At 69.6% G+C, this 14924-nt stretch carries 11 protein-coding genes; 6 read left to right on the plus strand and 5 right to left on the minus strand.

Going from position 1 to position 14924, the window contains the following annotated elements; translation table 11 throughout:
• Positions 1-12 precede the first annotated feature (12 nt).
• Together Q343_RS15080 and Q343_RS0102925 are read left to right on the plus strand one after the other, a co-directional pair.
• Positions 13-5400, plus strand: coding sequence for an alpha-L-arabinofuranosidase C-terminal domain-containing protein (locus Q343_RS15080; protein ID WP_162175457.1), 5388 nt, complete (start codon positions 13-15; stop codon positions 5398-5400).
• A 136-nt stretch (positions 5401-5536) separates the two neighbouring features.
• Positions 5537-7033, plus strand: a complete 1497-nt coding sequence (locus Q343_RS0102925) for an APC family permease (protein WP_052366806.1) — start codon at positions 5537-5539, stop codon at positions 7031-7033.
• Between the two features lie 15 nt (positions 7034-7048).
• Here the strand turns inward: Q343_RS0102925 and Q343_RS0102930 are convergent, their stop codons facing one another.
• The 3 genes from Q343_RS0102930 to Q343_RS0102940 are packed head-to-tail and all read right to left on the minus strand — an operon-like array spanning position 7049 to position 10717.
• Entirely contained in the window at positions 7049-8611 is a 1563-nt protein-coding gene (locus Q343_RS0102930; protein ID WP_029252094.1) for a Na+/H+ antiporter, read from the minus strand.
• 28 nt (positions 8612-8639) lie between these two features.
• Positions 8640-9305 carry a potassium channel family protein gene (locus Q343_RS0102935; RefSeq protein WP_029252095.1) on the minus strand — a complete coding sequence of 222 codons (666 nt, stop codon included), beginning with the start codon at positions 9303-9305 and terminating at the stop codon, positions 8640-8642.
• Between the two features lie 32 nt (positions 9306-9337).
• Positions 9338-10717, minus strand: coding sequence for a TrkH family potassium uptake protein (locus tag Q343_RS0102940; RefSeq protein ID WP_029252096.1), 1380 nt, complete (start codon positions 10715-10717; stop codon positions 9338-9340).
• 137 nt (positions 10718-10854) lie between these two features.
• Between Q343_RS0102940 and Q343_RS0102945 the strand changes: the two genes are divergently transcribed.
• Positions 10855-12090: an acetoin utilization protein AcuC gene (locus tag Q343_RS0102945; protein ID WP_081829574.1), complete on the plus strand. Its 1236-nt coding sequence runs from the start codon at positions 10855-10857 to the stop codon at positions 12088-12090.
• Between the two features lie 130 nt (positions 12091-12220).
• On the plus strand, positions 12221-12319 hold the full coding sequence (locus Q343_RS14810) for a 30S ribosomal protein bS22 (protein WP_003792170.1): 99 nt from the start codon (positions 12221-12223) through the stop codon (positions 12317-12319).
• Positions 12320-12399: 80 nt separating this feature from the next.
• On the opposite strand, the gene Q343_RS0102955 is transcribed toward Q343_RS14810, so the two are convergent.
• Positions 12400-13248, minus strand: a complete 849-nt coding sequence (locus Q343_RS0102955) for an HAD family hydrolase (protein ID WP_081829575.1) — start codon at positions 13246-13248, stop codon at positions 12400-12402.
• A gap of 59 nt (positions 13249-13307) precedes the next feature.
• On the opposite strand from Q343_RS0102955, the gene Q343_RS0102960 reads away from it, so the two are divergent.
• Together Q343_RS0102960 and Q343_RS0102965 are read left to right on the plus strand one after the other, a co-directional pair.
• A complete protein-coding gene (locus tag Q343_RS0102960) occupies positions 13308-13598 on the plus strand; it encodes a glutaredoxin family protein (RefSeq protein WP_052366807.1) in 291 nt (96 codons plus the stop codon).
• Positions 13595-14263 (plus strand): redox-sensing transcriptional repressor Rex, encoded by a 669-nt coding sequence (locus Q343_RS0102965; protein ID WP_029252100.1) that lies wholly within the window; start codon positions 13595-13597, stop codon positions 14261-14263. Before Q343_RS0102960 ends, Q343_RS0102965 begins: the two co-directional genes overlap by 4 nt.
• A 75-nt stretch (positions 14264-14338) precedes the next feature.
• Here the strand turns inward: Q343_RS0102965 and Q343_RS0102970 are convergent, their stop codons facing one another.
• Entirely contained in the window at positions 14339-14887 is a 549-nt protein-coding gene (locus tag Q343_RS0102970; RefSeq protein ID WP_029252101.1) for a YceI family protein, read from the minus strand.
• Between the last annotated feature and the right edge of the window lie 37 nt (positions 14888-14924).

Genomic DNA, 14924 nt, shown 5'->3' on the forward strand with positions numbered 1-14924 from the left:
AGAGCGAGTGACATGAGTACGAATCTCCCTGTCGGCCGTGGCCGACGCCTACGCTGGTCCTGGACGGCGCTCGGGCTCGCCGGAGCGATGGTCGCCACCCTCGGCGTGCCCTCCGCCCTTGCCCTGCCCGTCGACGCGGCCACCCCGAGCATCGTCCCGACCGCGGTCGACGTGGACGACTCCGCGTTCGACGCCTACGTCTTCCCCTATTTCGAGGGGGAAGGCGCCGAGGGCGAGAAGATCTACCTCGCCGTCAGTGAGTCGGACGACCCCGAGACGTGGCACACGCTCAACGACGGTCGCCCCGTGATCGAGTCGAGTCTCGGTACAGAGGGGCTGCGCGACCCGTTCCTGATCCGTCATCCCGAGACGGGCATGTACTACCTCCTGGCCACCGACCTGAAGATCTCCGGCGGAGGGAACTTCGGGGACGCCCAGGAGACAGGCAGTCGCTCGATGATGGTCTGGGAGTCTGCCGACCTGATCACGTGGTCCGAGCAGCGCGAGATCGCCCTCGCTCCGGCGACCGCGGGCAACCTCTGGGCACCCGAGGCCCACTGGGACGCGGAGGGCCAGCAGTTCGTCGTGTACTGGGCCTCGGCCCTCTACCCGTCCGACGTGGCCCCCGAGGATCGCGACATCAGCACGTCCTACCAGCGGATGATGTACGCGACGACGCCTGACTTCTCCGAGGGCAGCTTCTCCGAGCCCGCGGTCTGGGTCGACATGAACCGCGGCGACGGTCGCGGCATGATCGACTCCACCGTCGCCGAGCTCGCGGATGATGACGGGGGGAGCACGTACTACCGGCTGACCAAGGACGAGCGTGACATGACCGTCCGCCAGGAGGTCTCGGACGACCTTCTGCGCACCCAGGGGGTGACCGCCGGGGACGGCTGGGACCTGATTGCCGAGCAGATCGGTGTCGGTGAGCCGAACCCGTGGGGCGGGGAGTTCACCAACGGTGAGGGGCCGACGATGTTCCCCTCGCTCGAGGACGACTCCTGGTACCTGATGATCGACCAGCCGTCGTACCACGGCGGTGAGGGCTACATGCTCTTCCAGACCGACGACCTCGACTCTGGTGACTGGACGTCGCTCCCCGACGTCGAGCTGCCGACGAGCCCTCGCCACGGCACGGTGGTCCCGATCACGGCCGGGGAGCAGGAGGAACTTCTCCAGGCGCTCCAGCCCGACCTGCTGGCCGAGGGCCTCGCGCTGGACCAGAACGAGGTGTCTCTGAAGACCGGGGACACCGTCGTGGTGCGAGCCACCGTGACTCCGGTGACCGCCGGGGACAGGACCGTCACCTGGACGAGCGACGACGAGTCCGTCGCCACGGTGGAGTCGGGTGTGATCACCGCGGTCGCCGACGGTGAGGCCACCGTCACAGCGACCTCGCCGCACGGTAGCGCCACGGTCGCCGTGACGGTCGCGGCGTCGACACCGGCACCCCTGCCGGACGGTGCCTGGGTCGACCAGTTCGACACCGACGACCTCGACCGGCGGTGGTCGATCGCCCACGAGGAGCCCACGGCCTGGACCTCCGGCGGCGGCGCCCTCACGGTGCGTTCACAGCCCGGCGACACCTACCAGGGCGACAACAACTACGAGAACATCTTCCTCGTCGACGTCCCCGCCGGTGACTTCGTCGCGCAGACGTCGCTCGCAGCCACTCCGAGCGCGGACTTCCAGGGTGCAGGCATCATCGCCTGGGACGACGACGACAACTACGTGCGGGCCGGACTGACCCACGCGAGCGTCTTTGCCGGCGGGCCCGTGGGCATCGAGACCGGGACAGAGGTCGACGCGGCGTACGCCGCGACGTTCGAGGCCCGCGAGGGATCCACCGGTGAGACCCTCCGGCTGGCACGCACCGGCGACACGTTCACGGTCTCGACCTGGGACGGTCTTCAGTGGCTCGAGGCAGGCACCACGACGTTGGCGGCCGACACCACCCAGATCGGGATCTTCGCGCTTGCTGCCGGCAGCGCGCCGAGCCACGACGTGACCTTCGATTACTTCGCGCTCGTCGAGTCGAAGGGTGCGGACGTCGTCCCGGAGGGGCCGTTCACCGTGCAGGGTGCGGACGGTCGCTACCTGTCCGACGACGGCGCGCTTTCGCTCGTCGACACTCGCCCGTTGTCGACCACGAGCTTCGTGGCCACGCCCGGCGACGGTGACGGCTCGCCCGTGACGCTCGAAACCTCCGACGGCGCACCGGTGGTGCTCGCGGACGACCGACTGACCGTCGGTGTCCAGGGTGACGAGGCTGTCGCCGTCCGCCTTTCCGACGTCGGTGGGGGGACGATCGTCGTGCTCGTCGGCGACCAGACCCTCGTCGAGGACGTCGACGGAGCGCTCGTCGTGGGGGACCGGTCCGACGCTGCTCGTCTCGTGCTCGTCCCCCTCGAGATGACCGAGCACCAGATCGTGGTCGACACCGATGCCGCACGCACGGAGATGAGCGACAACCTCTACGGAGCGTTCTACGAGGACATCAACTACGCCGCGGACGGCGGGCTCTACGCCGAGCTCGTCCGCAACCGGTCGTTCGAGTTCAACAGCTCCGACAACCGCTCGTTCACGGGTCTGACCGCGTGGTCACAGGTCGGTGGTGGTGACATCGCCGTCGAGTCGGACGAGGACGAGTGGCTCAACGAGTCCAACCGCTTCTATCTCACCGTCGACTCGGACGGCAGCACGGGAGTGGCCAACTCCTCCTACAACGAGGGTGTCGCCGTCGAGGACGGGGCGACGTACGACGCCTCGGTCTGGGCGCGGTCCGCCGTCGCGCAGGAGCTGACCGTGCGGGTGGTCTCTGCCGACGGGGAGACCACCTACGCGACAGGGTCGGTCGCCGTCGACGGATCGGACGAGTGGAGGCAGTACGAGACCACCATGACCGTCTCGGGCACCGCGAACGACGCTCGTCTCGAGCTCGTCTCGGGAGCGGAGGGCAGGCTGCGCCTCGACATGGTCTCGCTGTTCCCGGAGGACACGTGGGTCGGCCCTGTCAACGGGAAGAGTCCGCTGCGCAAGGACCTGGCGGAGATGGTCGCGGAGCTCAACCCGGAGTTCCTCCGGTTCCCCGGCGGTTGCGTCACCAACGTCGGGACGTTCGACACCTACCTCGGCTCCGACGGCCAGGACCGCACCCGGACCTACCAGTGGAAGGAGACCCTCGGGCCGGTCGAGGAGCGTCCGACCAACTGGAACTTCTGGGGCTACAACCAGTCGTACGGCATCGGATACCTCGAGTACATGGAGTGGGCCGAGGACCTCGGTGCCTTCCCGCTGCCCGTGGTGTCCGTGGGAGCCAACGGTTGTGGCTCGTCGATTCCTGAGATGGTCGAGGGAGACGAGAACTTCGACCGCTGGGTCGCCGACACCGTCGACCTCGTCGAGTTCGCCAAGGGCGACGTAGACACCGAGTGGGGTGCGGTCCGCGCAGACCTGGGCCACCCGGAGCCCTTCGAGCTGCCGTACATCGGGCTGGGGAACGAGGAGAACACCGACACGTTCCAGGCAAACTTCCCGGCGTTCCGCGACGCGATCGAGGCAGCGGCGGCCGAGCACGGGTGGGACGTCGAGATCATCTCCAACTCGGGTCCGGACGACACGGGGGCTCGGTTCGACGAGCTGTGGGAGTTCAACCGCGAGCAAGGCGTCGACATGGTCGACGAGCACTACTACAACGACCCCTCGTGGTTCCTGCAGAACACCGAGCGCTACGACTCCTACGACCGCGAGGGTCCGCACGTGTTCCTCGGTGAGTACGCCTCGCGCGGGAACACGTGGGGCAACGCCCTCGCGGAAGCGGCCTACATGACCGGCCTGGAGCGCAACTCGGACCTCGTCGAGCTCGCGTCGTACGCGCCGATGTTCGCCAACGAGGACTACGTCCAGTGGTCCCCGGACATGATGTGGTTCGACAACGACGAGTCGTGGGGCTCGGTGAACTACTGGAACCAGCATCTGTTCATGAACAACGTCGGCGACGAGGTCGTCCCGAGCACCCACACGGGTGCCACGGACTCTGCGGCGCTCGACGGCGGCGTCTTCCTGTCGACGTGGGCCACCCAGGCCGCGTACGACGACGTCAGGGTGACGGACAACACCTCTGGCGACGAGCTGTTCGTCGACTCCTTCGACGACGCGTCCGGCTGGGAGTCCGTCGCGGGGTCGTGGGCCGTGAACGACGGCGAGTACGTCCAGACGGGGTCGGTCGAGGACGCCCGGTCCGTGCCGACGGGGGCCTACAACGTCGACTGGTCGAACTACACGCTCGAGCTCGAGGCCCGGAAGGTCTCCGGCAAGGAGGGATTCCTCGTGGGCTTCGCCGCCGGAGGAGCCAACGACTACTACTGGTGGAACCTCGGCGGGTGGAACAACTCGCGGTCTGTCCTTCAGCGCGCCGACGGTGGTTCCGCCGGCGAGGTGAAGGCTCTCGAGGGCGAGTCTGTGGAGATCGGTCGCGACTACCACGTCAAGGTCGTCGTCGACGGGCGCACCATCGAGCTCTATCTCGACGGCGAGCTCCAGATGACGTACACCGAACCGACGGAGAAGTCGCTCTACCAGGTCGTGACGCACGACGACGCCACCGGTGAGCTGATCGTCAAGGTCGTCAACCCCGGGGCGTCGGTCGCCCGGACGGCGGTTGACGTCACCGGGTCGTTCGAGGTGGGCACCGACGTGGCGGTCACGGAGATCGTCGCTGACCCGTCGTCGACCAACACCAAGGCCGACAAGACCAACGTGGTCCCCGTCGAGCGGCTGTGGGACGGCGGCGCGAACCAGTTCACCTACGACTTTCCCGCCTCGTCGGTGACCTTCCTCCGCCTTGCCGAGGCGGAGGACGAGCGGACCGAGGTGACGCCGGTGCGTCCGTCGTGGACGGACGAGTGTGGTCCGGGGAATGTCACGGGTGCGCCGTTGCCGGTGGTGGAGGGGGTCGAGTATGTCGAGTCCCGGAAGAAGGACGGTGGGGTGAAGGTGGTGGCGACCCCTGTGCAGGGGTACGTGCTCTCGGACGCGCCGTCGGTGACGAAGAACCCGGAGTCGTGGACGTGGACCAAGGGTGACTCGGGCGAGGTGTGTGTGCCGGATGTCGCGGTGTGGGATGCGTCGGCGGTCTACACGGCTGGTGATCGGGTCTCGTTCGAGGGTTCGGTGTTCGAGGCGATGTGGTGGTCCTCGAACCAGGAGCCGGGTTCGGTGACCGGTCCGTGGCAGGAGATGGCGCAGGACGGTGACGGTGTGTCGATCTGGACGCCGTCGCGGGTGTTCACCGCGGGTGACGTGGTGGTGCACGAGCAGGTGAGGTACACGGCGCGGTGGTGGACGCGGAACCAGGTTCCGGGTGCTCCGTGGGGGCCGTGGGAGGTGACCGGCTGACCCGAGCGGTCGGGTGACGGTGCGAGGGTCCCGGACGAGCCGTCCGGGACCCTCGTCGTGCGAGCAACGGCGCGTGGGTCTTGACTGAACCTGAGCGGCCCAAGGGTGGGTCGGCGCGGTGCAGGGGAGGCTCGCGATGGAACGTCCGTCCGATCAGGAGGCACCGGCCGGCACGGCTGCCGCGCAACCGGAGCTGAAGCGGGTGATGGGGCGCAAGCTCCTTCTGCTCTTCATCGTCGGGGACATCCTCGGCACCGGGGTCTATGCCCTGACCGGTGAGGTCGCGGGCGAGGTCGGCGGCGCGGCGTGGGCGCCCTTCCTGATCGCCTTCGCGGTCGCGACGCTCACCGCGTTCTCGTATCTCGAGCTCGTCACCAAGTACCCGCAGGCCGCCGGGGCGGCGCTGTACACGCACAAGGCGTTCGGCATCCACCTGCTCACCTTCGTCGTCGCGTTCATGGTGATGAGCTCGGGGATCACGTCGGCCTCGACGGCCTCGAACGCGTTCGCGGGCTTCCTGAACGACGGTTTCGGGCTGGAGCTGTCGGACGGCGGGGGCGGCTTGCTCGCGATCGCGCTCGGGTTCATGACGCTGGTCGCGCTGGTGAACTTCCGCGGGGTCTCGGAGAGCGTGAAGGCCAACGTCGTGCTCACGATGGTGGAGCTCTCGGGACTGCTTCTCGTCATCTTCGTCGGCCTCTGGGGGATGACGCAGGGGCGCGCGGACTTCTCGCGCGTCGTCGTCTTCGAGTCGGCGGACGACCGGGGGATCTTCGTGGCGGTCACCGCGGCGACGACGCTGGCGTTCTTCGCGATGGTGGGCTTCGAGGACTCGGTCAACATGGCGGAGGAGTGCCAGGACCCGGTGCGCGACTTTCCCCGGATGATGATCACCGGACTGTCGATCACGGGCCTCATCTACGTCCTCGTCGCGATCACGGCGGTCGCGCTCGTCCCGGTCGGCGACCTGACGGACCCGGACAACGCCTCGGCGCTCACCCAGGTCGTGGCCGCCGGGGCGCCGAACGTGCCGTTCGACGCCATCTTCCCCTTCATCGGGATGTTCGCCGTCGCCAACTCGGCGCTGATCAACATGCTGATGGCGTCGCGGCTGCTCTACGGCCTGGCCAACCAGGGCACGTTGCCCCGCGTCTTCGGCCGGGTCCACGCCCGCCGTCAGACGCCGTGGGTCGCGATCGTCGTGACCACGCTGCTCTCCTACGGCCTCATCGTGTACGTCGTGCGGGCCAGCGCCACGCAGGAGGGGGCGAACGCCGTCAGCCTGCTCGGGGGGACGACGTCGCTGCTGCTGCTGTGCGTCTTTGCGGTGGTGAACGTCGCCGTCCTCGTCCTGCGACGTGACCCGGTGGACCACGCGCACTTCCGGACCTGGACCCCTGTCGCCGTCCTCGGAGCGCTGACCTGCGCGTTCCTCGTGGGGCCGTGGGCGCGCAGCACCGAGCAGCAGCAGCAGTACGTCATCGCCGCGGGACTGCTGGCGGTGGGCCTGCTGCTCTCGTTCGCGACCTGGCTCTACAACCGGCGAGTGCTCCGACGGACGACGGGGTTCGAGGACGTCACGTCGCTCGACGCCGACCGACCGGGGGCGACGACGCCGCGCAAGCGCCGGTGAGCCCCGGCGGGCGTGTCAGTCTCCGTCGCGGACGGCCCGCGCCTCGATCTCGTTGAGCACGGCGTCCGCGACCTCCGGACTGACCTCGCCGTGGTTGCGGGCGTGGATGACGACGTCGCGCTCGACCTCGGTCGTCTCGCGCAGCAGCCCGGCGAGCGTCTCGCCGTGCGGCTCGTCCAGCTCCTCCGCGTCGCCCCGGCGGATGCTCCGCCGAGCGTTCTGCGTGGCCACACGGCCCTCGTACTGCTCGACGACGGCGCGCCGGACCAGGGGAGGGACGTCGTCGCGCGTCCGGGCCGAGTCGAGCCCTGCCTGGGTGGCACGGGTTCGCAGCGCCGCGATCTCCTCGGCCTCGTCCGTCTCGTCGCCGACGCCGAGGCGCTTGACCAGGGGAGCGAGCGTCAGACCCTGCAGGACGAGCGTGACGAGCACCACCATCAGGCCCACGAAGACGACGGTGTCGCGGTAGGGGAAGTCTGTGCCGTCGTCGAGGATCACGGGCAGCGCAAGAGCGGAGGCGACGGAGACCACGCCCCGCATCCCCGCCCAGGAGATGACCGTCGTCTCGGCGTTGCTGAACGTCGATGCCCCCTTCCCGGGGGAGATCTTCCGCAGGATCCAGACAGCGGGGAACATCCAGAGGAACCGGAGCGCCACCAGCGCCGCGACGACGCCGAGCGCGAAGGCCCAGGTCGACGACGCCACGGGGCTGTGCTCGATGACGTAGGTGAGCTCGAACCCGATCAGGACGAACACGACGCCGGTGATGAGGTAGTCCGCGTACTCCCACACGGAGCGGCCGAGCAGCCATCCCGCCGACGTGACGGAGGTGTGGCTCACGGACCGCAGCAGCAGCCCGAGGGTCAGCACGGCGAGCACCCCCGAGCCGTGGATCTCCTCGGCGACGAGGTAGACGGCGAACGGCAGCGCGATCGTGACGGTCGTCTCGGCGGCGGCCTGGTGGATCCGCCCGAGCACGCGGTGCCCGAGCCAGCCCCCGACCAGCCCGACGCCGATGCCGACCACGACGGCGAGCACCAGGTCGAGCCCGATCGTCCCCGCGCTCACCTCGCCGGTCACGACCGCGGCGACGGCCACGTGGTAGAGCACGAGCGCCGTCGCGTCGTTGAACATCCCCTCGCCCTCGAGGACGGTGACGATGCGGCCGGGCAGGCGGAGGCGTCGCGCGACGGCGGTCGCGGCGACAGGGTCCGGGGGTGCCACGATGGCCCCGAGCACCCAGGCAGGTCCCCACGGGATCCCGGCGGCGTGGGCGAGGACGGCGACGACCCCGGCCGACGCGATCGTCAGACCGACGGCCAGGAACAGGATCGGTGTCGCCTGGCTGCGGAACTCGCGCGCCGTCGACCGTTGCGTCGCCGCGAAGAGGAGCGGGGGCAGGACGAGCGGGAGGATGAGGTCGGGGTCGACGCTCAGGTGTGGAGTGCCCGGGACCAGCGGGAGCATCAGCCCGAAGAGCGTCAGGAGGACCGGCAGCGGCACGCGGGTGCGGTCGGCCAGCGGCGTGAGCACGACGATGCCCGCGATGACCGCTCCCCAGAGCGCGATCGACGACATGGTTCCTCCTGCGGTGGTGAGGTGCGGGCTACGGGCGTGCGGCGAAGCGTTCGAGCAGCTCGGCGTGACCGGAGACGACGATCATGTCGTTGGCCGAGATGCGGGTCTCCGGCTCGGCGTAGACGAACTCCACGCCGGGCGACTTGACCCCGATGATCGTCACTCCGTACTTCTCGCGCACCTTGGACTCGGCGATCGTGAACCCCTGGGTCTCCTGCGGCGGGCGCATCTTGACGATGGTGAACCCGTCCTCGACCTCGATGTAGTCGAGCAGCTTGCCGGAGACGAGGTGGGCGACGCGGTTGCCGGCGTCGGCCTCGGGGAAGACCACGTGGTGCGCACCGATGCGCTGCAGGATGCGCCCGTGCTCCTTGGAGACGGCCTTGGCCCAGATCTGCGGCGTCCCGAGGTCGACGAGGTTGCCGGTGATCAGGACGGAGGCCTCGAGCGACGTCCCCACGCCGACGACGGCCACGGGGAAGTCCCGGGCGCCGAGCTGCTCGAGCGCCGTCGGGTTAGTCGCGTCCGCCTCGACGAGCGCGAGCTGGCCGGAGAACTGGGCGATCAGGTCGGGGTTCCGCTCGACGCCGAGGACGTCCTGGCCGAGTCGCTCCAGGGTCTCGGCGAGCGCGGTGCCGAACCGGCCGAGCCCGATGACGAGCACGCCGGCGTCCTTCTGCTTCTTGTCGGGCACGGGAACTCCTCGGTGGTGGGACGGATCGGCGCTCAGCCGATGATGGGACGTTCTTCGGGACGGCGGATGACGCGGCGTCGGTCGCGCAGGGCGAGGGCTGCCGCGAAGGTCATCGTCCCGATGCGGCCGATGAACATCAGCGCGACCAGCATGTACTTGCCCGCCTCGGGCAGCGAGCCGGTGACCCCGGTGGACAGGCCGACGGTCGCGAACGCGGAGATCGTCTCGAAGAGGATGACGTCGAGCGACCATCCCGTGATCTCGAGCAGCGCGACCGAGGAGAGCAGGACGGCGGAGGCGCCGATGAAGGTCACGGCGATCGCGAGGCGCAGAGTGTCGCGCGGGATGCGCTTGCCGAACGCGTCCATGTCCCGGTCGCCCCGGGCCTCGGCGACGATGGCGATCAGCATGACAGCGAGGGTCGTGACCTTGATGCCGCCCGCGGTCGAGGCGGAGCCGCCGCCGACGAACATCAGCGCGTCGGTGATGAGCCAGCTCGACTCGTGCATGGAGCCGGTGTCGATCGTCGAGAACCCGCCGGAGCGGGGCATCACGCCGGTGAACAGGGCGGCGAGGAGCTTGACCGGCCACGGGTGCGCTCCGAGCGTCTCGTCGTTGTTCCACTCGAACACCGCGAAGAGGAAGGTGGCGAGGACGACGAGGCCCACCGAGACGCTCAGGGTGAGCTTGGTGTGCAGGCTCCACCCGCGGGTGCCGCGCTTGCGCGCGCTGAAGATGTTCAGGATCACGGGGAACCCGAGCGACCCGACGAAGACCCCGATGATGATGGGCAGGCAGAGCATCCAGTCGGCGGTGTACGGCGCGAGGCCCTCGGCCGTCGGCACGAACCCCGCGTTGTTGAAGGCGGAGATGCCGTAGAAGAGGCCGTGCCAGGCCGCCTCCCCGATCGTCTCCTCGAGGACGAGGAACCGGGGAAAGAGCAGGAGCGCGATGGTGAGCTCGAGCGTCGTCGACGTGATGATGACGACCCGGATGAGCGATCCGACCTCGCCGAGCTTCTGCGTCTTGGTCTCCGACGCCGTCAGGATGCGCTGGGTCAGGCCGATGCGACGAGACACCGCCAGGCCGAGGATCGACGCGAGGGTCATGACCCCGAGCCCGCCGACCTTGATGGCGACCAGGATCACGACCTGACCGTAGGTGGACCAGTACGTCCCGGTCGGGACGACGACGAGCCCCGTGACGCAGACGGCCGACGTCGCGGTGAACAGGGCGTCGACGAACGCGGCGTGCCGGCCCGACTCGGTCGCGAACGGGGCCATCAGCAGCGCGGTGAAGACGGCGATCACGGCGCCGAACACCGTCACCGCGAGCCGGGCGGGGGACTGGCGCGCGGTGCGGTCGACGAACTCGCGCCACTCGAACAGGCGCGTGGACCAGCCGTGGGCCATCACTGCTCCTGTCCGCTGATCCGATGTCCTGCTCCAACTCTTCACAACTCTGCCACGAACGGCGCAGATCGGTGGTCAGGACGCCCACGTGGCGACCACCACGGTGGACGGCGGTGCATCGGCGTTACCGTGAGGGCATGGCTTCGTCGACGTCCTCACACCCCCCTGTCCAGGCTGGAGCACCGGGCAGCGCCTCGGGCGGCAGCCAGGTACAGGTGCTCTGGAGCCCCGACTTCCTGCAGTACGACTTCGGTCCCGGCCACCCGATGGCACCGACGCGTCTCGACCTGACCGTCGACCTCGTCCGCTCGCTCGGCATCACCGAGGCGGACGGCGTCGACGTCGTCGAGCCGGTCTCGGCCGACGACGCGACGATCGCGCGCGTGCACGACGTCGCGTACATCCAGGCCGTCAGGGCCGCCGCCGCGGGCGAGGAGCCGGACCTCTCCGTCGGGCTCGGGACGGTCGACGACCCGGTCTTCCCCGACATCCACGTCGCCGCGGCCCGGATCTTCGGCGCGTCCTGGGACGCGGCGGGCGCGGTCTGGTCGGGCCGGACCCAGCACGCCGTGAACGTCGCCGGAGGCATGCACCACGCGATGCCCGGGGCGGCGTCCGGGTTCTGCGTCTACAACGACGCCGTCGCCGCGATCCGTCGGCTGCTCGACGACGGAGCGGAGCGCGTGGCGTACGTCGACCTGGACGCCCATCACGGCGACGGGGTCGAGACGGCGTTCTGGAACGACCCGCGCGTCCTGACCGTCTCGGTGCACCAGAGCCCCGCGACGCTCTTCCCGGGCACCGGGTACGCCACGGACACGGGCGGGCCGCAGGCGCCCGGCAGTGCGGTGAACATCGCGCTGCCGTCGCGCACCACCGGGGCGGAGTGGCTCCGGGCCGTCGACGCCGTCGTGCCGGAGGTGCTGCGCGCCTTCGAGCCGCAGGCGGTGGTGAGCCAGCACGGCTGCGACTCGCACTCGCTCGACCCGCTCTCGGACATGCGCGTCTCGGTGCGCGCCCAGGCGCAGGCGGCTCGGTGGATCCACGACCTGACGCACGAGCTCTGCGACGGCCGTTGGGTCGCGCTGGGCGGCGGCGGATACGCGGTCGTCGAGGTCGTGCCGTTCGCGTGGGCGCACGTGCTGGGGATCGCGGCGCACCGGCCGATCCCCGACGGGACCCCCGTCCCGGACGCCTGGCGCGAGCGGGTCCGCGACCTCGCCGAGCTCGAACCGCCCGAGGTCTTCGAGGCCGCGGACGTCGAGTTCGCGGCCTGGGACGACGGGTTCGACCCCGACCTCGGGATCGACCGGGCCATCCAGGCGACCCGCAAGGCCGCGTTCCCTCTGCTGGGGATCCACGACCCGTTCTGACGTGGATTTCCGGGGTGCCACTGCAGAGAGTAGGATGGCTGGTGGACTTCAATCGGTCGCGCATGCGTGACCGGGATCCACGAACCCGGTCAACATCCGACCGAACGCCGACGAGTATTGCGAGGAACCTATGGGCTCCGTCATCAAGAAGCGCCGTAAGCGCATGGCGAAGAAGAAGCACCGCAAGTTGCTTCGTAAGACGCGCCACCAGCGCCGCAACAAGAAGTAGCACTCGCTGCACGCATCGAGCCCGGCCCCGTCAGGGACCGGGCTCGTCGCCGTCTCGGGAGTTCTCCGCCGGTCGGCGCCTCAGCGCTGGACGGTGCGCTTGATCGACCGGGCCACGAGCGCCGCCGCCCAGACGGCACCGGCCCAGCTCAGCGTCGCGGCACCGCGACGCGCGGCACGGTTGCGGCGGCCGCGGAACTCGCGGACGGGCCAGCCGACCCGGGCCGCGTGCCGGCGCAGGCGTGCGTCCGGGTTGATCGCGCACGGGTTGCCGACGGTCTCCATCATCGAGACGTCGTTGAGCGAGTCGCCGTAGGCGGACGAGGCCGCGAGGTCGATACCCCGTTGCTCGGCCAGTGCCCGCACGCCGGCCGCCTTGGCCTTGCCGTGCATCATGTCGCCGACCATGCGGCCCGTGTAGACGCCGTCGACCGTCTCGGCGACCGACCCGAGAGCGCCGGTCCCGCCCAGGCGCCGGCTGATCAGCGTGCCGATCTCCGCGGGCGTCGCCGAGACCAGCCAGACCTCGTGCCCGGCCTCGATGTGCTCGTTGAGCAGACGCTGGGTGCCCGGGTAGATCCGCAGCTCCAGGACCTGGTCGTAGACCTCCTCGCCGATCGCGACGATCTCGGAGACCGTGTGCCCCGCGACGATCGACAGCGCGTGCGAGCGGACCGTGTCGATCTGCTTCTTGTTCTCGCCGAACGTCAGGTACCGCGCGTTGTGGACCACCAGGCGCAGCAGGTCGCGGATGCCGAAGAACTCCCTGCGGTACAGGGCGTGCGCGAGGTGTGCGGCCGACGCCCCCCGGATGATCGTGTTGTCGATGTCGAAGAACGCGGCCACGACGCCGACGTTCGCACCGTCGTCGTCGGCGGTGGGGTTCTGGTCGAGGGGATCGGGGTCCTCCGGTCCAACGTCGTGCGGCATGGTCCCCACTCTAGTGGCGTAGAGCACTCGGTCGTCGAACAGGCGACTATCCTGGGAAGGTGACGGAGAATGCTGCCCGGGTCGTCCTCTACGGGCGAGACGGGTGTCATCTCTGCGAGGTCGCGCGCGACGTCGTCGCCGACGTGTGCGCGCGGACCGACACCCGGTGGGTCGAGACCGACGTGGACACGGACCCTGCGCTCGCCGACGAGCACGGGGAGTTCGTGCCGGTGGTCACCGTGGACGGAGTTCGTCGAGCCGTCTACACCGTGGACCCCGTCCGACTGGAGAAGGCCCTGCGTCGCGGACAGCCGGGCGGAACCGATGATCGTCGAGGAGTGACGCAGTGAGCCCCACCGGAAAGAACGCCGACCCCACCGGGAACCAGGTTCCCGCGGCGACCGTCGCGCGCCTGCCGACCTACCTGCGTGCTCTGCACCTGCTGATCGAGCGCGGGGTCGGGACGTCGTCGTCCTCCGGCCTCGCCGAGCTGTCCGGCGTGAGCTCGGCACAGCTGCGCAAGGACCTGTCCTTCCTCGGCTCGTTCGGCACCCGCGGGGTGGGGTACAACGTCGAGGCTCTCGCGGAGTCGATGAACCGGGTGCTCGGTCTCGCCACCGAGCACCGAGTGATGATCGTCGGGATGGGAAACCTGGGCCAGGCGCTCGCGGACTACCGCGGGTACGACTCGCGCGGCTTCAAGGTCGTGGCCCTGCTCGACAACAACGACGGGGTGATCGGCAAGGACGTCCGCGGGATCGTCGTCGAGGCGATGGCCGACATCGATGCCGTGGTCGAGCGCGAGCGGGTGTCGTTCGCGATCGTGGCGACCCCGGCGCGGTCGGCGCAGGACGCGGTGGACGCGATCGTCCAGGCCGGCGTCCGCGGGATCCTCTCCTTCGCCCCCATCTCGCTCCAGGTGCCCGACGACGTCGACGTGCAGGCGGTCGACGTGGGTTCCGAGCTGCAGATCCTTGCGTTCCACAAGCAGGCCCGTGAGATGGGAATGGCCTGACGGCCGGTCCGCAGGAGAGCGGAACCGTGGCCGTCAGGCAATGACCGGGGTGGTCGCCCGGGCGGGCGACCGTCCTCAGGAGGCGGTGATCGCCGAGACGTCGAGCGTGATCGTGATCTTGTCGCCGATGAGCACGCCGCCGGCCTCGAGCGGTGCGTTCCACGTCAGCCCGAAGTCCTTGCGCGAGATCTTGGTCGAGGCCTCGAAGCCCACACGGGGGTTGCCGAACGGGTCGGTCGCGGCACCGGAGAACTCGGTCTCGAGGGTGACGGGCCGCGTCGTGCCGTTGATCGTCAGGTCGCCCTCGATGACGTAGTCGTCCCCGTCGGCGCGGACGGAGGTCGAGGTGAACGTCCAGGTCGGGTTCGACTCGGCGTCCCAGAAGTCGGCCGAGCGCAGGTGCCCGTCGCGGCCCTCGTCGCCGGTGCTGACCGACGCGGCGTCGAGCGTCGCGGTCACGCTCGACGACTCCAGGTCCTCGCCGACCGTGATGGTGCCGGCGCTGATCGCGATGCTTCCGCGGACCTTGGAGATCCCGGCGTGGCGGACGACGAACGCGGCCTGCGAGTGCGAGGCGTCGATGGCGTGGGTGCCGGCGGTGAGGCCGGTGGGCAGTGCGGTCATGGGGTGCTCCTTCGAGAAGTAGTTGAATGTTCAATCA

The organism is Paraoerskovia marina DSM 21750 (genome assembly GCF_000701465.1).
Classification (GTDB): domain Bacteria; phylum Actinomycetota; class Actinomycetes; order Actinomycetales; family Cellulomonadaceae; genus Paraoerskovia; species Paraoerskovia marina.

Bases quoted from the DNA above. Each gene is read 5' to 3' on its own strand.
- Q343_RS15080 (WP_162175457.1), top strand. From the start codon at position 13: ATGAGTACGAATCTCCCTGTCGGCCGTGGCCGACGCCTACGCTGGTCC.
- Q343_RS0102925 (WP_052366806.1), top strand. From the start codon at position 5,537: ATGGAACGTCCGTCCGATCAGGAGGCACCGGCCGGCACGGCTGCCGCG.
- Q343_RS0102930 (WP_029252094.1), bottom strand. From the start codon at position 8,611: ATGTCGTCGATCGCGCTCTGGGGAGCGGTCATCGCGGGCATCGTCGTG.
- Q343_RS0102940 (WP_029252096.1), bottom strand. From the start codon at position 10,717: ATGGCCCACGGCTGGTCCACGCGCCTGTTCGAGTGGCGCGAGTTCGTC.
- Q343_RS0102945 (WP_081829574.1), top strand. From the start codon at position 10,855: ATGGCTTCGTCGACGTCCTCACACCCCCCTGTCCAGGCTGGAGCACCG.
- Q343_RS14810 (WP_003792170.1), top strand. From the start codon at position 12,221: ATGGGCTCCGTCATCAAGAAGCGCCGTAAGCGCATGGCGAAGAAGAAG.
- Q343_RS0102955 (WP_081829575.1), bottom strand. From the start codon at position 13,248: ATGCCGCACGACGTTGGACCGGAGGACCCCGATCCCCTCGACCAGAAC.
- Q343_RS0102970 (WP_029252101.1), bottom strand. From the start codon at position 14,887: ATGACCGCACTGCCCACCGGCCTCACCGCCGGCACCCACGCCATCGAC.